Origin of the sequence: Mesorhizobium sp. M1169 (assembly GCF_040318345.1) — a bacterium.
Classification (GTDB): Bacteria; Pseudomonadota; Alphaproteobacteria; order Rhizobiales; family Rhizobiaceae; genus Mesorhizobium.
Window position 1 is genome coordinate 303,251 of the sequence record NZ_JAMYME010000001.1, and the last position, 18,995, is coordinate 322,245.

Annotated in this window: 14 protein-coding genes; all 14 read right to left on the bottom strand. The window is 64.4% G+C overall.

All coding sequences use genetic code 11. The features are described 5' to 3' along the window. The 14 genes from nirD to NKH41_RS01415 all read right to left on the bottom strand — a co-directional run bounded on the left by nirD (window position 1) and on the right by NKH41_RS01415 (window position 18,991). On the bottom strand, window positions 1-330 hold the full coding sequence (nirD, locus tag NKH41_RS01350) for a nitrite reductase small subunit NirD (protein WP_023676297.1): 330 nt from the start codon (window positions 328-330) through the stop codon (window positions 1-3). A gap of 66 nt (window positions 331-396) precedes the next feature. Continuing rightward, complete coding sequence (gene nirB, locus NKH41_RS01355) at window positions 397-2,847, bottom strand: nitrite reductase large subunit NirB (protein ID WP_023676296.1); 2,451 nt, start codon at window positions 2,845-2,847, stop codon at window positions 397-399. Window positions 2,848-2,866: 19 nt separating this feature from the next. After that, the gene (locus NKH41_RS01360; protein WP_352448438.1) at window positions 2,867-4,168 is read right to left on the bottom strand and encodes an MFS transporter; all 1,302 of its coding nucleotides are present in this window, start codon (window positions 4,166-4,168) and stop codon (window positions 2,867-2,869) included. A 58-nt stretch (window positions 4,169-4,226) separates the two neighbouring features. Next, entirely contained in the window at window positions 4,227-4,424 is a 198-nt protein-coding gene (locus NKH41_RS01365; protein WP_352769056.1) for a twin-arginine translocation signal domain-containing protein, read from the bottom strand. 390 nt (window positions 4,425-4,814) lie between these two features. Next, window positions 4,815-5,612 carry an ABC transporter ATP-binding protein gene (locus tag NKH41_RS01370; RefSeq protein ID WP_352769054.1) on the bottom strand — a complete coding sequence of 266 codons (798 nt, stop codon included), beginning with the start codon at window positions 5,610-5,612 and terminating at the stop codon, window positions 4,815-4,817. Between the two features lie 11 nt (window positions 5,613-5,623). Next, window positions 5,624-6,520: a nitrate ABC transporter permease gene (gene ntrB / locus NKH41_RS01375; RefSeq protein WP_352469907.1), complete on the bottom strand. Its 897-nt coding sequence runs from the start codon at window positions 6,518-6,520 to the stop codon at window positions 5,624-5,626. Window positions 6,521-6,594: 74 nt separating this feature from the next. After that, window positions 6,595-7,911 (bottom strand): CmpA/NrtA family ABC transporter substrate-binding protein, encoded by a 1,317-nt coding sequence (locus tag NKH41_RS01380; protein WP_352769052.1) that lies wholly within the window; start codon window positions 7,909-7,911, stop codon window positions 6,595-6,597. Window positions 7,912-8,269: 358 nt separating this feature from the next. Further along, entirely contained in the window at window positions 8,270-9,508 is a 1,239-nt protein-coding gene (locus NKH41_RS01385; RefSeq protein ID WP_352769050.1) for a CmpA/NrtA family ABC transporter substrate-binding protein, read from the bottom strand. A gap of 2 nt (window positions 9,509-9,510) precedes the next feature. Then, entirely contained in the window at window positions 9,511-10,110 is a 600-nt protein-coding gene (locus tag NKH41_RS01390) for an ANTAR domain-containing response regulator (RefSeq protein WP_023676288.1), read from the bottom strand. After that, complete coding sequence (locus NKH41_RS01395) at window positions 10,107-10,310, bottom strand: hypothetical protein (RefSeq protein ID WP_352540392.1); 204 nt, start codon at window positions 10,308-10,310, stop codon at window positions 10,107-10,109. The genes NKH41_RS01390 and NKH41_RS01395 overlap by 4 nt, the downstream gene beginning before the upstream one ends. Before the next feature lie 245 nt (window positions 10,311-10,555). Continuing rightward, the gene (locus NKH41_RS01400; RefSeq protein WP_352540391.1) at window positions 10,556-13,759 is read right to left on the bottom strand and encodes an efflux RND transporter permease subunit; all 3,204 of its coding nucleotides are present in this window, start codon (window positions 13,757-13,759) and stop codon (window positions 10,556-10,558) included. Beyond that, window positions 13,756-14,862, bottom strand: a complete 1,107-nt coding sequence (locus NKH41_RS01405; protein ID WP_352777383.1) for an efflux RND transporter periplasmic adaptor subunit — start codon at window positions 14,860-14,862, stop codon at window positions 13,756-13,758. The genes NKH41_RS01400 and NKH41_RS01405 overlap by 4 nt, the downstream gene beginning before the upstream one ends. Window positions 14,863-15,274: 412 nt before the next feature. Then, window positions 15,275-16,774, bottom strand: coding sequence for a helicase HerA domain-containing protein (locus NKH41_RS01410; protein ID WP_352777249.1), 1,500 nt, complete (start codon window positions 16,772-16,774; stop codon window positions 15,275-15,277). A 150-nt stretch (window positions 16,775-16,924) separates the two neighbouring features. Further along, complete coding sequence (locus tag NKH41_RS01415; RefSeq protein ID WP_352931944.1) at window positions 16,925-18,991, bottom strand: PAS domain-containing hybrid sensor histidine kinase/response regulator; 2,067 nt, start codon at window positions 18,989-18,991, stop codon at window positions 16,925-16,927. Window positions 18,992-18,995 lie beyond the last annotated feature (4 nt).

Below are 18,995 nucleotides of genomic sequence, written 5' to 3' on the forward strand. Positions count from 1 at the left end.
TCACGCCGCGCGGCTGGCCAGCGCTTCCAGCGCAATGAACAGCCGCTCGCCGTCGATCCGCACCGCAATGGTGCGCACCGCGCCCTCGTCCGCGCCGAGCGCCTTGCCTGTCTCCAGCGAGATCACCCAATTGTGCAAGGGACAGGTCACCGCCGTGCCATGGACGATGCCCTGGCTGAGCGGCCCACCTTTGTGCGGGCAATGGTCGTCGATGGCAAAGACCTGATCGTCGGCCGTGCGAAAGACGGCGATCTTTCCTTCCGGCGTGGCGACGCAGCGCGCGCCGCGACGCGGAATGTCCGAGAGCGTGCCGATCGATACCCAATTCATCTGGCCATTCCTCTTTTGCGCGTGTTCTTGTCCGAAAACCGCATTCCACTTTTCGGGAACACGCGCCTACTCCGCCGCCTGGGCAAAGCCGACCGAAGCCATCGGCCGGAATTCATGCTTGTCCTTGCCGGAAGCACGTTCCGACCATGGGTCGACCTGGGCGAATTTCTGCGAAAAGACGAAGCGGTCGAAATAGGCTTTGCGCTTCTCGCCATCGTCCATGATCTGACGCTTGATCTCAGCTATGCCGACGCGCTTGGCCCATTTGTAGATACGCTCAAGATAGCGACCCTGCTCGCGATACATCTGCGTCAACGCCACGATATGCTCCAGCGCCTCGTCCTCGGTCTTGACCAGGCCGAGCACTTCGGTGCCCTTGATGTCGAGACCGGCGGCGCCGGCGAAATGGATCTCGTAGCCGCTATCGACGCAGATCACGCCGACATCCTTGCAGGTCGCCTCGGCACAGTTTCGCGGACAGCCCGACACCGCCATCTTGACCTTGGCCGGGGTCCACGAGCCCCACATGAATTTTTCGATACGGATGCCCAAGCCGGTCGAATCCTGCGTGCCGAAGCGGCACCAGTCCGAGCCGACACAGGTCTTCACCGTGCGCAGTCCTTTGGCATAGGCGTGGCCGGAGACGAAGCCGGCCTGACCGAGATCGGCCCATACCGCCGGCAGGTCTTCCTTGCGGATGCCGAGCATGTCAATGCGCTGGCCGCCGGTGACCTTGACCATCGGGATCTCGAACTTGTCGACGACGTCGGCGATGGCGCGCAATTCGGCGGCGTTGGTGACGCCGCCCCACATGCGCGGCACTACCGAATAGGTGCCGTCCTTTTGGATGTTGGCGTGGACGCGCTCGTTGATGAAGCGCGACTGGTAATCGTCGGCGTATTCGTCGGGCCAGTCGCAGACGAGATAATAGTTGAGCGCCGGCCGGCATTTGGCGCAGCCGCAGGAGGTCTTCCACTCCAGTTCCTGCATGACGGCGGGAATGGTCTTCAGGCCCTTGGCCTTGATCAGCCGGCGGACCTCGTCATGGCCAAGCGCGGTGCAGCTGCACATCGGCTGGACCGCCGCGGGGTTGTATTTGTCGCCGATGGTCAGCACCATCAGCTTTTCGACCAGCCCGGTGCAGGAGCCGCAGGAGGCCGACGCCTTGGTGTGGGCGCGCACATCGTCGAGCGAGGTCAAGCCCCTGGCCGTGATCGCGCCGGTGATCTTTCCCTTGCATACGCCGTTGCAACCGCAGATTTCCGCATCATCCGGCAAGGCTGCAACGGCCGCCATAGGGTCCAGGGGGGCGCCTCCCTGGTAGGACTGGCCGAAGATGAGCGTATCGCGCATCTCGGATATGTCGGTCTGCTTCTTCTTGAGGTCGTTGAACCAGGCGCCGTCCGCCGTCTCGCCATAGAGCACAGTGCCGATGATGCGGTCGTCCTTGAGTACGAGGCGCTTGTAGACGCCGGCCGCGGCATCGCGCAGCACGATCTCCTGACGGTCATCGCCCTCGGCGAAGTCGCCGAGAGAGAACAGCTCGATGCCGGTGACCTTGAGCTTAGTCGGCGTGTCCATGTGGACGAAAGCCGCCGCCTCATTGCCGGCCAGATGGCTGGCGGCGACGCGCGCCATCTCGTAGAGCGGCGCGACCAGCCCGTAGACCTGGCCGTTGACCTCGGCGCATTCGCCGATTGCGTAGATATCGGGATCGTTGCTGCGCATGCCGGCGTCGACGACGATGCCGCGATTGACCGCAATGCCGGCTTCCTTCGCCAGCGCCGCATTCGGCCTGATGCCCACCGCCATGACGACGAGCGTTGCGGGGATGACTGTGCCGTCGGCAAGCTCCACCCGCTCGACCTTGCCGTTGCCGGTGATCGCCTGGGTGTTGGCCTTGGTGATGACCTTGATGCCGCGCTGCTCGACGGCGCGCTGCAGGAGATATCCGGCGGCCGGATCGAGCTGACGCTCCATCAGCGTCGGCATGACGTGCAGCACGGTGACGTCCATGCCCTGCGCGTTCAGACCCGCAGCCGCTTCCAGGCCGAGCAGGCCGCCGCCGATGACGACAGCCTTGGCCCGCGACTGGGCGGCAAGCATCATCGCCCGGACGTCGTCGAGATCGCGATAGGTGAGCACGCCCGGCAGGTCATGGCCTGGCACCGGAATGATAAACGGCACCGAGCCGGTGGCGATGACGAGCTTGTCGTAGGGCTCGGTCACGCCATGATCGGAGGTGACGGTCTTTGCCTGCCGGTCGATGGCGACGATCTTGTGGCCCTTGTAGAGGGTGATGCCGTGCTTGATGTACCAACCGTCGCCATGGATGATGATCTCCTCATAGGCCTTTTCTCCCGACAGAACCGGCGACAGCATGATGCGGTCGTAGTTCACGCGCGGCTCGGCGTTGAAGATGGTGACCTGGTAGCGCCCAGGCGCCTTTTCCAGGAGATGCTCCAGCATGCGCCCGGGGGCCATGCCGTTGCCGATGATGACGAGTTTCTCGGTCATGTCCTGATCCACTCCGCTCTCACTCAGCCGCGTAGGAAAGGCCTGAAGCTTCGTCAGACGCCGTGCGCTCCATCCGCCGGATGGAAAAATGCATCCAGGCAAAGCAGGTGGCGACAATGACGAAGAGCAGCATGAAGCAGCTCGACCAGACGCCGGTGAGGTCGTTGAGCACGCCGAAGGCGATTGGCAGGATAAAGCCGCCGAGCCCGCCAATCATGCCGACAACGCCGCCGACCGCGCCGACACTCTGCGGATAGTAAGCCGGGATGTGCTTGTAGACGGCGGCCTTGCCAAGGCTCATGAAGAAGCCGAGCACACAGGCAACGGCTATGAAGGCAAGCGGGCCGATCTCGAAATGGAAGGCGATCGGCCCGCTGATACCGCGCACGACGTAGTCTGCCGAGGGGAGAGACAGAACGAGAGTCGCGACGGCACTGACAGCGAAGGTGCAGTAGAGCACGGTGCGGGCGCCGATCCGGTCGGAAAGCACGCCGCCATAGGCGCGGAAAATACTTGCCGGAATTGAATAGGCCGCGCCAATCATGCCGGCGGTCGCAAGCCCGAAGCCGTAGACGCCGATCAGGTAGCGGGGCAGCCACAGCGAGAGCGCCACGAATGCACCGAAGGCGAAGAAATAATAGAAGGCGAAGCGCCAGACCTGCAGGTTCTTGAGCGGCGCGAATTCCTGCAAGAAGCTTCTCTTGGGCGCTGCCTTGCCGGCGCGGCGCTCGCGGATGACCGGATCGTCGCCAGTCGTGAACCAGAAGACGGCGGCCATGACGACTAGTGCTGCCGCCCAGATCAGCGCGACCGACTGCCAGCCCCAGGAAAGAAGCACGAACGGTGCCAGGAACTTGGTGACCGCGGCGCCGACATTGCCGACACCGAAAATGCCAAGCGCCGTACCCTGCTTGCCGGCCGGGAAGAAGCGCGAGACATAGGCGACACCGACGGCGAAGGAACCGCCGGCGAGCCCAACGCCTAATGCGGCGACCAGCATCTGCCCGTAGGTGTGCGCAAAAGCGAGCAGAAAGGTCGCGACCGCCGCCGCAAGCATGGTCGCGGTGTATACCAGCCGTCCGCCAAAACGGTCGGTCCAGACACCGAGCACCATACGCACGAGCGAGCCGGTGAGGATCGGCGTGCCGACGAGCAGGCCGAACTCCGTCTCGTTCAGCCCCAACTCCTGCTTTATGCGCACGCCGATGATTGAAAAGATCGTCCACACCGCGAAGCAGACGGTGAAGGCGATGGTGGACATGGCAAGCGCCTGCCGGGGAGCGCTGTCCTGGCTGGGCGCGGCTGGGAGATTTGCGGTCATTTTCTGGCTCCGGTTTGCGGCGTGGGAGGCACCGCCCTTGTCTGTTCGTTCGCGACTGTCAGCGGCGCAGCATCGGCGAACTGGTTGAAACCGACCTTTGCGCGGTCACTTCAAGACCCTTGTCGTCAGTCTTGGCGCCGGCGGGAAAGAGGAGGAGCGCGGCGGTGAACAGCGCCGCCGTCAGCGCGCTGGCGGCCAGAAAATCGCGGCGCGTGAAGTCCGCGAGGGACGCGCCAGTTCCGATCCGTTTCGTCATCGTCGTCTCCGGTTGGCGCCGCTTGGGACCAGCGTGTCGATTGCGTCAAAACAAAAAAGCCGCCGGCCAGGTCTTCGCGTCCGGGATTTCGGGAGCGCGTGTGGACCTGAGCGGCAGCTTTGCCTGTGGCGCCCGCCATTGGACGCCGTGTCACTTGGCCCTTGCGGACCCTACATTTTGGAAAGCAGGAAGCGTGCCAATTCGACAGCGCTCTTAATTATAGAATGAAATCAATATGAACCGCAGCCGCGCGACTTTGACCAAGCTCGGCAGCGGATCAAAGATTAGTCAAAATGCCTTGCACAGCAGCATAATATTTGTGCAATGCGGTAGATTGCCCATTGCCGATGCAGATTTGCCAATGATGATGACGAGTTTCCAATTATGGCCTTACTCCGCGGCTTCGACGAAGCGGTGGCGTTCGTAGAGGAATTTCAGCACCGCCTCGCGGCAGCGCAGGAAGGTGCGGTCGGAGGAAAGCTCAATGCGCCGACGCGGCCGGGCCAGCGGCACGGGAAGAACCTCGCCGATGGTGGCCGCCGGCCCGTTGGTCATCATCACGATGCGGTCGGACAGCAGCACCGCCTCGTCGACATCGTGAGTGATCATGATCGTCGTCGAGCCGAGCCTCGAATGGATATCCATCACCGCGTCCTGAAGATGCGCGCGGGTCAGCGCGTCGAGTGCGCCGAAGGGCTCGTCGAGCAGCAGGATCTTCGGCTCCATGGCCAGCGCCCGGGCGATGCCGACGCGCTGCTTCATGCCGCCCGAAATCTCGGCCGGACGTTTGTCCTTGGCATGCCCCATCTGCACGAGATCGAGATTGCGCATGATCCATTCATGCCGCTCGGCCCGGCTCTTTTTGCCGCCGAAGACCTTGGATACCGCGAGGCTGATGTTTTCGTAGACGGTGAGCCATGGCAGCAGGCTGTGGTTCTGGAACACCACGGCGCGTTCCGGGCCGGGGCTGTCGACCTCCTTGTCTTCGAGCAGGACGGCGCCGGCCGAGACCTTGGTCAGGCCGGCGATCAGGTTGAGCAAGGTCGACTTGCCGCAGCCGGAATGGCCGATGATCGAGACGAATTCGCCCTTGTCGATGGTCAGCCGGATGTCCTTCAGCACGTCGCTGACCTGGCTGCCGCGGGCGAAGGATTTGTCGATGTGGTCGAGTTTCAGATAGGCCGTCATCGTCCCTCTCCTCACTTTGCCGTTGTGCCGCGGGTGACGAAGACGCCGACCGCCGCGACCAGGCGGTCGAGGCAAAAGCCGGTGACGCCGATATAGGCGAGCGCGACAATGATGTCGGGCAGGCGCGACGAGTTCCACGCGTCCCAGATGAAGAAGCCGATGCCGACGCCGCCGGTCAGCATTTCGGCGGCGACGATGGCGAGCCAGGACAGGCCGATGCCGATCCGCAAGCCGGTGAAGATATAGGGCGCGGCCGCCGGCACCATGATCTTCACAAAGAACTCGAACTGGTTGAGCCGGAGGATACGGGCGACGTTGCGGTAGTCCTCGGGGATGTTGCGGACACCGACCGCGGTGTTGATGATGATGGGCCAGATCGAGGTGATGAAGATGACGAAGATCGCCGACGGGCTGGAATCGCGGAACGCCGCCAGCGACAGCGGCAGCCACGCGAGCGGCGGCACCGTGCGCAGGATCTGGAAGACCGGATCGAGACCGCGCATCGCCCAGATCGACTGGCCGACGAGCGCGCCGAGCGCGACGCCGACGATTGCTGCCAGGCCGAAGCCCATGGCGACGCGCTGCAGCGACATCAGCACCCGCCAGGCGAGTCCGATGTCCTGCGGGCCATTGTCGAAGAACGGGTGGGCGATCAGGTCATAGGCCTCGTTCCACACCTGGCTCGGCGGTGGCAGGCTGGCCGTGGGCGACGAACAGGCGACCTGCCAGACGACGAGCATAATGGTGATGACGATGACCGGCGGCACCAGCGTGCTGGCCAGCTTGGCGGCGACCGCGGCCGGGTCGAAGCGGCGCCGCGCCCTGGCGGTCAAGGCGATGACCTCGGCGGGCTTGGCCGGTGCGGGGAACGGCTTCACCTTGCGGTCCTCGATGGCTTGGATAGACATTTCTCGAAAAACTCCTTGGCGGCAGATGCAAGGCAGGCGGCGGTGCCACCGCCTGCCTTGCACCTATGTCAGGCTCAGGCCGACACCTTGATTCTCAGGCTGTCGAGATAGGCCGACGGGTTCTCCGGATCGAAGATCTTGCCGTCGAAGAAGGTTTCGGCGCCGCGCGACGTAGACGCCGGAATATCGGCCGCGGCGACACCAAGATCCTTGGCCGCCTCGCGCCACAGATCCTCACGGTTTACTTGGCCGACCAGTGCTTTGATGTCGGTGGTCGGCGCGAACTTGCCCCAGCGGATATTTTCGGCGAGGAACCAGCTGTCGTGGCTCTTGAAGGGATAGGACACGCCGCCCTTCCAGAACTTCATATAGAGGTCGGTGCCGTTGGCGACGCGGCCATTGCCGTAGTTGATGTCGCCCTTGAGGCGGCCGATGATGTCGGCAGTCGGCACGTTCATCCACTGCCGCTTGCCGATGATGGCGGCCATCTCGTCCTTGTTTTCTTTTGCCTCGCACCATTGCTGGGCTTCCATGACGGCCATCAGGATCGCCTTGGTGGCGTTCGGGTACTTGTCGATAAAGGCGGCGCGCAGGCCGAGCGCCTTTTCCGGATGGCCCTTCCACAGTTCGCCGGTGGCGGCGGCGGTGAAGCCGACGCCCTGGTGGACGAGTTGCTCGTTCCACGGCTCGCCGACACAGAACACGTCCATGTTGCCGACCTTCATGTTGGCGACCATCTGCGGCGGCGGCACGACGATGGTCGAGACGTCCTTGTCGGGATCGATGCCGCCGGCAGCCAGCCAGTAGCGCAGCCAAAGATCGTGCGTGCCGCCCGGGAAGGTCATGGCGGCCTTCACCTCCTTGCCTGCGGCCTTTTTCGCAGCGAAGGCGTCCTTCAGCTTGGAGGCGTCGAGGCCGACGCCGGTGCCGGCATATTCCTGGGCGACGGAAATGCCCTGGCAGTCGTAGTTGAGCCGCGCCACGATCGCCATCGGCAGTGGCTGCTTGTTTTGCGTCACCTTGCCGGTGTGCATCAGATAAGGCATCGGCGTCAGGATATGGGCGCCGTCAATGCCGTTGGCTTCGCCGCCGAGCACCAGATTATCGCGCGTCGCCCCCCAGGAGGCCTGCTTGAGCACCTCGACATCGGGCATGCCGAATTTCTCGAACAGGCCTTTCTCCTTGGCGATCATCAACGGTGCTGCATCAGTCAATGCGATGAAGCCGAGCTTGGCGCCGGTGACTTCCGGCGCGGCGGGCGCCGCATAGGCGCCGGAGGGCAGCAGCGCACGCGCCGCGGCCAGCGTTGCCGCGGTGGCCGCGCTGATCCTCAGGAAATCCCGGCGGCTGATCGCCGTTTGGGCGGAATGGCTATTGGTGCTTTTCGTCATCGTCATCTCCGGTTGGGCGCGGCTTGGGATCGGCGCCGTCGATTGCGTGTTCGACCAAAACAAAAAAGCCGCCGGCCAGGCCGCGCGCGTCCGTCCATCCGGGATCGCGTGTCGACCTGAGCGGCAGCTTTGCCTGTAGCGCCCGCCATTGGACGCCTATTCCGTGACCCGAGAAGAGTCTGCCTATTACAAAGCAGGAACCGTGCCAGTTTCGGAATGGATGACAAACATCAATGAGATCAACGACATGCCACAATCTTCGGCGCGCCGGCCCGCTGGGCGAGCAAGCCAAGGATTGTTCATTAGCGCAGTCGCACGCACATTTTTTGTGCAGCGCACAAGAATGCCGGGGAAATGATCAGGCTTCAGCGCGCGCCAATTTCTGGCCGGCAATGTAGGCGTCGATCTCGTCGGGATCGAATATCTGGCCATCGAAGAAGCCATCGGGACCGAGCACCAGGCTTGCCCCCGCCGAACCGACCGGAGTCGCGGCCTTCAGCGCGCCCTCGACCTTGGCATTGGCACCGGGAAGCGCCACGCCAAGCGGCTTCAACGCCGAGCGGTAGAGATCGGGGCGGTAGCAGTCGCGGGCAATAGCGAGGTTTTCCGGCGTGTGCGGGACATGCCCCCAGCGCACCATCTGCGTGTAGAACCACAGCGCATGGCTCTTCCACGGGAAGTTCGCCGCCTTGTTGAAGGGCAGAAAGAAGTCACCGACGGTGAGTTCGGCGCCGCCGCCGAGCGCCAGATGCCCGCTGAGAATCGGCATCTGCAGCGCCGGCGCAAGCCCGAGGAAGGCCGGCTGCGCCATCAGGGCCGCGAGTTCGTCACGGTTTGCCGGATCCTGGCACCAGCGCGCCGCGTGATGAAGCGCACGCAGCAGGGCTGAAAGCGCGTCCGGCTCTCTTTCCGCCCATGCCTTGCGCACGCCAACGACTTTCTCCGGGCTGGTCTTCCAGATGGCCGCCTTGACCGTGGCGATGCGGCCGGTGCCGGCGACGACCGCGACACTGTTCCAAGGTTCGCCGACGCAGTAGCCGTCGATCCTGCCGGCGGCGAGCGCGTCGGCCATGAAGGGGGGCGGCACGATGACGATCTCGATTTCACGCGACGGGTCGATGCCGCAGGCGGCGAGCCAGTAGCGCAATTCGTAATTGTGCCCGGAATGCGGATGGACGACGGCGAAGCGCAGCGGATCGCCGCCGCCATTCGCCCGTTCGCGAATCAGCGCTCGCAATGCCTTGCCGGCCCGCGCCGGATCGAGATCGGGTTGGGCGCCGTGCGCGGCCATGCCGGCCCAGACCGCGTTCGAAACCGTCACGCAATTGCCGCCGAGGCCGAGCGAGAACGGCACGACGGTATCGGAGGCGAGCGGCGTCAGCCCAAGATTGCAGGCGATCGGCATCGGCCCCAGCATGTGCGCCAGATCGAAGTGGCCGATGGCGATGCGGTCGCGGATGTTGGCCCAGGACGTTTCCCGGTTGAGGGTGAGGTCGATGCCTTCGCGCAAAGCAAAGCCGATTTCCTTCGCCGCGACAAGGATGGCGCTGTCGAAGAGCGGCATGAAGCCAGCATTGATCCGGTGCTCGGCCGCCATTCTCAACTCTCCTCGGGATCCAGAAGCCCTGCCGCCGTCACCAGGCTCTGCGCGATTTCGGCGATCTTGCGGTTCTGGTTCATGGCTGTCTTGCGCAGCAGCGTGTAGGCCGCGTCCTCCGACAGGCCGCGCGATTTCATCAGGATGCCCTTGGCGCGATCGATCACCTTGCGGCTCTCCAACTCGCTGCGGGCTTCTTCCAGTTCGCGCGCCATGCGCGAGAAGGCGTTGAAGCGGCTGATCGCCATGTCGAGGATCGGCTTGACCCGCTCCTGGCGCAGGCCGTCGACGACATAGGCCGATACCCCCGCTTCCACCGCAGCTTCGATCGAAGCCTGATCCGAGCGGTCGACGAACATGGCGATCGGCCGCTTCACCACGCGCGAAAGCTGGAACATGTTTTCGAGCATGTCGCGGTTGGGATTTTCGAGATCGATGACGATCACGTCGGGTTCGATCTCGGCGATCCGCCGCGCGATGCCGGCGACGTCGTGGATGACCGTGACCTGCTGATGCCCGGCCTCCCGCAATCCCGCTTCGATTATCGAAGCGCGGATGTGGTTTTCATCGATCACCAGAACAGTGAGGGATTTGCGGATCATGCCGCATTTTGCGCAGGCGAGACGATTGTGCAATGCGGCATGGCGAGATTCACGGAAACAAAGCCGGCGTCCAGGCGCCGCCTGAGGAATTGGACGACGGCCGGCGCGACGAACTTGACGCCGCGGGCGCCGGCACCCGCCTGATCAGTTGCCTGCAGGTCTGTCGGCGCACGGTGATCGCGTCGGGCGGAAGCGGACATCGCAAGCGAGGACTCCGGAGGTCGCGGTTGCGCCCTCAAGCCCCGCCTGGTCGACCAGATAGAAGATCGCATTGGCCTGGCCGCCCGGCATCGTCTCGCTGAACTGGATGCGGCTGTCAGGCTGGATCAGACCGAGCAGGGTCTCCGCGGCACCTCGACGCCGAGGTTGCGCAGATCGTAGCCGTTGCCGCGCCGCGCCGATTTTCTGGAGTGATAACCGCGCTCGACGCGGCGAATTCGTAACCCTACTCGGCGGCCGTCTCCGATGGCGCCTCTGCCGGCCCCGAAGGTTCGGCCTCGGCACGGGGCTTGCGCCGTGAAAACAGCGACCTGAGCGTGACGTAGAACACCGGCGTCAGGAACAGGCCGACGAAGGTGACGCCGAGCATGCCGGAGAATACCGCGGTGCCGAGCGACTGGCGCATTTCTGCGCCCGGTCCCGTTGCGATCATCAGCGGCACGACGCCGAGGATGAACGAGAAGGCGGTCATCAGGATCGGCCGCAGCCTGAGCCGGCAGGCTTCGACGGCAGCCTCGGCGGCCGACAGCCCGCGTTCCTGCGCCTGCCGCGCGAATTCGACGATCAGGATCGCGTTCTTCGCGGCAAGCCCGATCAGCACGATGAGGCCGATCTGCACGAGGATGTTGTTGTCCAGCCCTCGGAAAGACACGCCGAGCAACGCCGCGAGCACGCCGAGCGGCACCACCAGCACAATGGCGAACGGCAGCACCCAGCTTTCATATTGCGCCGCCAGCGCCAGGAACACGAACAGCACCGACAGTCCGAAGATATAGACAGCGGCATTGCCGGTGTTGCGCTCCTGATAGGCGAGCTCGGTCCATTCATAGGAGGTACCGGCCGGCAGCGTCTTTGCCGTGATCCCTTCCATCAATGCCAGCGCGTCGCCCGTGGAAACGCCGGGCGCGGCGTTGCCCTGCAGCGGCACTGAGACGTACATGTTGTAGCGCTGGACCAGCGCCGGGCCGGTGACGTCGCGGATCTCGATCAACGTGCCGAGCGGAACCAGCGCGCCGGTCGCCGAGCGCACCTTCAGTTTCAAGATGTCGGCGCGATCGAGGCGGAACGCCTGGTCGGCCTGCGCCCGCACCTGGTAGACGCGCCCGAACGCGTTGAAGTCGTTGACGTAGGCGGTGCCCAAATTGATCGACAGCGTCTCGAAGATGTTGGGGATCGGCACGTTCAGGATGCGCGCCTTGTCGCGATCGATCGCCAGGAAGAATTGCGGGCTCGACGCGGAGAAGGTGGTGAACACGCCCGTCAGCCCCGGCGTCTTGTTGGCCTTGCCGGCGATTTCGTAGGCAAGCGCCAGGATCTGCCGCATGTCGGCGCTGTTGCGCTCCTGGATCTGCAGCTTGAAGCCGCCGGCATTGCCGACGCCGCGGATCGGCGGCGGTGGCAGTGCGATAATGAAGGCTTCCTTGATGCTTTGCAGGCTGCCGAACAGATTGCCGATGACCTGGGTCGCCGACTGGCCGGCTTTCAGTCGCTCGTCAAACGGCTTGAACCTGGCGAAGATCACGCCCGCGTTGCTGGCGTTGGTGAAGGTCGCGCCGGAGAAGCCGGCGAAGGCGACAGCGTAATCGACGCCTGGCGTTTTCTGGATGATCTGCGACGCCTGCTGGATGACCGAATCGGTCCTCGACAGCGAAGCGCCGTCCGGCAACTGGACGACGACGATCGCATAGCCCTGGTCAAGCGACGGAATGAAACCGCGCGGCACCGCCTGCACCATGTAGACCGTGGCGTAGATGAGGGCCGCGAAAACGGCCAGCATGGCGGCCATCGTTATCCACGAGCCGACCAGCACGCGGATAATGCTCGAATACCAATGGGCGACCCTGTCGAAGCCGCGATTGAAGCCGTCGGCGAGCGCCCGTCCGAACCGCGCCAGGAAAAAGCGCGGCGGCGCCGCCGCGGCGTGATGCGGCTTGAACAGCAGTGCGGCCAGCGCCGGCGAAAGCGTCAGCGAATTGAATGCCGAGATCGCCGTCGACACCGCGATGGTGATAGCAAACTGCAGATAGAACTGCCCAGAAATGCCGGGGATGAAGGCTGTCGGCACGAACACGGCTATCAGCACCAGCGAGATCGCGATGACGGCCGTTCCGACTTCGTCCATGGTCAGGTGCGACGCCGGACTGGGCGCCAGCCCTCTGGCGATATTGCGCTCGACGTTTTCGACCACGACGATCGCATCGTCGACGACGATGCCGATCGCCAGAACGAGGCCGAACAGCGTCAGCATGTTGAGCGAGAAGCCGGCGGCGTAAAGTACCGCCAGCGTGCCGATCAGCGACACGGGAATCGCCACGATCGGCACGATCGCCATGCGCCACGATTGCAGGAAGACGATGATGACGATGATGACCAGCAGCATCGCCTCGAGGATCGTCTTGTAGACCTCCTGGATCGACTCGGCGACGAACTCGGTCGGATTGTAGACGATGTCGTAGCTCAACCCCTTCGGGAAGTCGCGGGAAAGCTCCTTCATCTTGTCCTGGATCTCCGCGGCTGCGGCGAGCGCATTGGTGCCCGGCCGCTGGAAGATGGCGAGCGCCACCGCCGGTTTGCCGTTGAGATAGGAGTTGGTGACGTAATCCTTGGCGCCGAGCTCGATGCGCGCCACGTCCTGGAGCGAGATCAGGCGGCCGTCGTCGGTCGATTTGACGATCACGTATCGGAAGTCGCGTGCGTCGTTGAAGCGGCCTTGCGTTGTGACCGTGTACTGGAACGCCGTGCCGGTGCTGGTCGGCGGCGCGCCGATCGAGCCGCCCGACACCTGGACATTCTGGTCGCGCAGCGCCTGCACCACATCGCCCGAGGTCATCCCCAGGGCGGACAGTTTTTCCGGATCGAGCCAGATGCGCAGCGAATATTCGCGTTCGCCGAAGATGATGAGGTCGCCGACGCCGTCTAGTCTGAGCAGTATGTCGCGCACCCGCGAGCGGGCGTAGTTCGAGACGTAGAGTTGGTCGTAGGTATTGTCGGGCGACAGCATGTGCACGACCATCATCAGGTCGGGCGAGGTCTTGGTGGTCGTGATGCCGAGGCGGCGGACTTCTTCGGGCAGGCGCGGCTCGGCGACTGACACGCGGTTCTGCACCAGCACCTGCGCCTGGTCGAGATCGGTGCCCAGCTTGAAGGTGATGGTCAGCGCCATCGCCCCGTCGCCCGACGAATAGGACGACATGTAGAGCATGCCCTCGACGCCGTTGATCTCCTGCTCGATCGGCGTTGCCACCGTCGCTGCGACCGTCTCGGCGTCTGCGCCCGGATACTGGGCGCGAACGACGATGGTCGGCGGCGCGATCTCGGGATATTGCGCGACCGGCAGCTGGGTATAAGCAATCCCGCCGAGGATCAGCAGGACGATCGAAACGACCGATGCGAAGATCGGACGGTCGACGAAGAAATGTGCGAACCTCATTGCTGCAACTCGGCGGTCTCGGCCCTGGGCGGCAACGTCACCATCTCGACCTTGACCTTGGTGCCGGGCCTGGCGTGCATCAGCCCGTTGACGATGATCGTCTCATCGCCGGTCAGGCCCTGGCGGATCACCCGGTAGCCGTCGAGAAGCGGGCCGGTGCGCACGGGCTTCGCCAACACCATCCCGGACTCATCCACCAGGAACACGATGCGGCGATCCTGATCGGCGCCGATCGCCTCGTCGGGCACCAGCACGCCGCTATGCGGCAGCGACCCCGGCACGTTGATGCGTCCGAACATGCCTGGCTGGAGAATGCCGTCGGCGTTGGGAAACCTTGCACGCACCCGCATGGTGCCGGTCGCGTTGTCGATCCGGTTCTCGGCAAAATCGAGCTTGCCTTTGAATACTGCCTCCGCGCGGTCGGCGACGCGAACCACCACCTCGAGCCCGCCGGCGCCTTCCTGCATGCTGCCGCCGCGCTCCTTCGCGTCGCGGGCGTAGCTGAAATACAGGCGCTCATCGACGTCGAAATAGAAGTCGATCGGATCGCGCGTAACGATGGTCGTCAGCAAGGTGGAATCCGGCTGCACGAGGTTGCCGACCGACACCAGCCGGCGGTCGATGCGGCCGGACAAGGGTGCCTTGATCTCGGTGAATTCCATGTTCAGTTTGGCCGTCGTCAGCGCAGCCGTCGCGCCCTGCATCTGCGCCTGCGCCGAAAGGTATTCCCGCCGGCGGTCGTCGACCGTCGCGGTTGAGATATTGCCGGTCTTGGCGAGTTCGTCGGCGCGATCCAGCTGCATCTTGGAGAATTCGAGCAGACTCTTGGCGACGTCCACTTGCGACTTGGCGGCATCATAAGCCGCCTGGTACGGACGCTGATCGATGGTGAAGAGCAGGTCGCCCTTGTTGACCAGTGCGCCGTCCTGGAAGCTGACCTTGTCCAGATAGCCGCTGACGCGCGAACGGATGGCGACCTGGTCGAGGGCTTCGAAGCGCCCGACGAACTCGTCGTCTTCGACGATTTCACGGACCACCGGCTTGGCCGCCGTCACCACGGGTAACTGTTGGTCCTGCGCAAACGCAGTGCTGCTGAAAGCCATGCCGAGCAGGAATGCCGCCAACACGGCGGCGCGGGTAAGCCAGCCGGCCGATCGACAGGGTCGCCCGCCCGCGTCGCGATGCAATTGCCCATTCTCTTGGGTGTCCATTTGCGTCCTCGCTCGCTGGACCCGGAGGTCGGTTGATCCGCTTCTACGCTCAGGCTTTTCGTCGAAATCAGAGCACTACAGTGTGTGCATGGCAACATGATCATTTTCGATGTGGGCTGAAATGTCCACCCTGTGGCTGCCCCGCCACCCGCCACTTGCGATGCAGATCCACCGGGCGGTCCGGGGATGCCATTGAGAGGGGCGGCTAGACCTGGGAACAGACCTTGGTCCCGTCGGGCTGAACGTCCGCAATCCTTCTTCAAACGTTAAAGCCGCCATTTCGCTATCGGAACCGCATCAGCCCTTACACCGCCAAACTCCCCTGCTCCGCGTCCTCTGCATTGGGATCGCCCGGCGCGGTCGCCCAGGCGAGCTCCACCAGCGTCACCGTCCGCCTTCCAACCCCGTCGAGCTGGCAGACGATCAGCCCCTGCTCCTCGATATATATCAGCAGGCGCCGGGCGCGGCGTAGCGAGTGCGAGCCGTAGGCGCGGGCGATCGCCGCGTCGCTCGGGCAGGGCCAGCCTTCCTTGGCGGCGCGGGCGATCATCATGAACACGCCTTGCATGTCCTCGGGGAGCAGCGAGGCGCGCGCCGAGACGTCCTGCCAAGCGTCATCGCCTGCCATGTCGGAGCCGAGGCCGGCGCGGGCGCGGGTCAGCATGCGGCGGAACTCCGGCAGGTCCGGCACGACCGAGGCGAGGCCCTCGATGCGGCAGCGGACCACGAACTCCTGATAAAGCACGCCGATGACCCGGAAGCCGGCATCGGGTTGCGCCAGCACGGCGCGCAGCACCCGGTCGACGCGCTCGCGGCGCTCCGCCAAATCCTCGGCGCTGATCGGCGGCTTCACCGCTTGGGGGCGGATTTCCAGCGCCGCCGATTTCGCCGCCATCAGCTGGTCGAGCAGGTCCGGCGACGACCGGCGCTGCGGCCGGACGGTTTCGGGCGGCGGGGCCGCCAGGATGATCGCGCGCGCGTCCTCCAACGCCGATTCCGGCAGCGGCATCAGGCGCGGGGTCGCGTTGCGCGGACTTGTATCGGTCGGGCCGATCCGCAAGCCCAGCGGACGGTGCGACAGCGCCGGGCCGAGCGCCATGAATTGCCCGCGCTCGAGGTCGCGAAAAGCCTCCGCCTGGCGCCGCTCCATGCCGAGCAGGTCGGCGGCGCGCGCCATGTCGATATCGAGAAAGGTCCGGCCCATGAGGAAATTGGAAGCCTCGGCGGCGACGTTCTTGGCAAGCTTGGCCAGCCGCTGGGTGGCGATGATGCCGGCCAGCCCGCGTTTGCGGCCGCGGCACATCAAATTGGTCATGGCGCCGAGCGAGAGCTTGCGCGCCTCGTCGGAAACCTCGCCGGCGACAGCCGGCGCGAACAGCTGCGCTTCGTCAACCACCACCAGCATCGGGTACCAGTGGTCGCGGGCGACCTCGAAAAGCCCGCCGAGAAAGGCGGCGGCGCGCCGCATCTGGTTCTCGGCGTCGAGCCCCTCGAGATTGAGCACCGTGGAGACGCGGTGGATGCGCGCCCGCTCGCCGGCGCTCTGCAGGCCGCGCTCGGTATGCTCCTCGGCGTCGATCACCAGGTGGCCGAAACGGTCGCCCAGCGTCACGAAGTCGCCTTCGGGGTCGATGATGGTCTGCTGCACCCAGGGCGCGCTCTGCTCCAAGAGCCGGCGCAGCAGGTGGGACTTGCCGGAGCCCGAATTGCCCTGCACCAAAAGGCGGGTCGCCAGCAGCTCCTCGAGATCCAGCGCCGCCGGGGCGCCTGCGCTCGTCTGGCCCATCTCGATCGCAACGGTCATGTCTCGACCCTCCTTGCGGAGAGGGCTTATCAATCGCATCACAGCCCGTCGAGCGCGGCATGGCCGGCGCTCCGTGTTGCGCACAGGCTGGATGTCGCGGACGATCGAGGATACGGAACGTACCGTTTCGATTCGATGAGGCTTGTCTCCTCAGGTCGAAAACCGGTACCCGCCTTTCACCGGCTGGGCCTGCCTGGCTTTCTGCGAGCCGGCGCGCGCGGCCGCTGCAAGAATGCTCTCCACCAGATCCTTGTCGCGCAGCGGTTTGCCGAGCAGCGGCACGTCGGGGGGCCGGCCGGCGATCGCGTCGGCATCGGCATATCCGGTTATCATCACCGCCGGCCAATCGGCCCGCAGATTGCGGGCGAACCGAATGACCTCCAGGCCCGAGACGAGCGGCATGGCAAAATCGGTGACGATGACATCGAAATCGTACGGCGCGCGCTCGATCATCGCCAGCGCTTCGGCACCGCCCGCGGCACAGGTAACCGCAAAGCCGTGTTGGCGAAGCGATTGCGCCGTCAGTTCCCGCAGTACGTTGCTGTCGTCGATCAGCAGGACCGATGGATAGTCCTCGCCGGCATTCACGACGCTGTCGTCGGCATCGGATTTCTCGGGGATTTCGACCGGACGCTCGATTGAACGCGGCAGCCAGAGCTGGACGGATGTTCCACTGCCGACGGTGCTTTCAATGCGAAGCGTGCCGCCCGATTGCTTGACGAAACCATGCACCGTGCTCAGACCGAGGCCAGTGCCCTTGCCGACCGGTTTTGTGGTGAAGAACGGTTCGACGACCTTGGCGAGAATGTCAGCCGGTATGCCCGACCCGGTGTCCTTGACGGTGACCACGACATAGTCGCCCGCCGAAATATCCTCGGCTGCACGGCCTAGCGTTCGATTTTGCGCCTCCACGATTATCGTGCCGCCGGACGGCATGGCATCGCGCGCGTTGAAGACCAGGTTCATCAGCGCGAGCTCCAGCTGGCTGGCATCGACATGCGCCGGCCACACAGTGTCGTCGACAAGCCAATCGAAACGGATCAGGCCGCCCAGGACCGGGGCCACCAACCCGTTCATTGTATCGCCGAGCGCGGCGAGGCGCACGGCCTGCGGCCTCAGCGTCTGGCGGCGCGAGAACGCAAGCATGCGGTTGACGAGCTCGGCGCCTTGTTTTGCCGACCGGCGTGTCAGTTCCAGAACCTGCCTGGTCTGTCCATCGAACTCGGCGTGGCGCTCGAGCAATCCCAATCCGCTGAGAATTGCGGCAAGCAGATTGTTGAAATCATGCGCCAGCCCGCCGGTAAGCTTGCCGATCGCGTCGAGGCGCTGCGATTGCAGCAGCTGGTTCTCAAGCTCGCGCCGCTCGGTAACGTCCAGCAACGTGCCGAGGATCTCAGGCTCTTTGCCGTCGGAGCCATTCGACACGACGCCCTGGTCGAGAAAAATTCGGTAATTGCCGTCGGCGCATTGCCAGCGGAATTCGCAGGTGTAGGAGCCGGTGGCCTTGGCTGCGAGCAGGACCTCCCTCACTCTCGGCAGATCGTCGGGATGAACCCGGCTCAGGCCGAAGCCCGGATCGGCGATCAGCCGTTCGGCAGGAAAGCCGGTCAGGCGTTCGACCCCTTCGGTGACAAAGCTGGCGCCGAACGGCGGCTCCGCCGCCCTTGCGTGGAAGCAGACCGGAAGAGAGCTCAAAATGGCATGCTGCCGCTCCTGGGCGCTGCGCAGGGCTCGCTCGGCCTCGAGCTTTTCCTTCTGCGCCTGCAGTGCCTGGGCCAGCAGCCGTTGCTCGGCAGCCGCCTTTTGCTGGATTTCCAGCGTCTTCTCATGAAGTTCGACGAACACGGCGACCTTGGAACGCAGCATGGCCGGGTCGAAAGGCTTGAACACGTAATCGACCGCGCCGGCGTCGTAGCCGCGCAGCATGTGCGCGTCTTCCTTGTTGATGGCGGTGAGAAAAATTATCGGCGTTCGCCTGGATTGCTCACGCTGGCGGATCAATCCCGCGGTCTCGTAGCCATCCAGCCGGGGCATCAGCACATCCAGCAGGATGACTGCGAAATCCTCCTTCAGCAGTGCGCGCAACGCCTCTTCGCCCGACTGCACGCAGACGACTTCACCGATAGGGGCCAGAACCTCGCCGATCGCCAGCAGATTGCGCTCGTCGTCATCCACGGCCAGGATGCGCGCCTTTGCCGGCCCTGCTGCCGGCGCCATAATC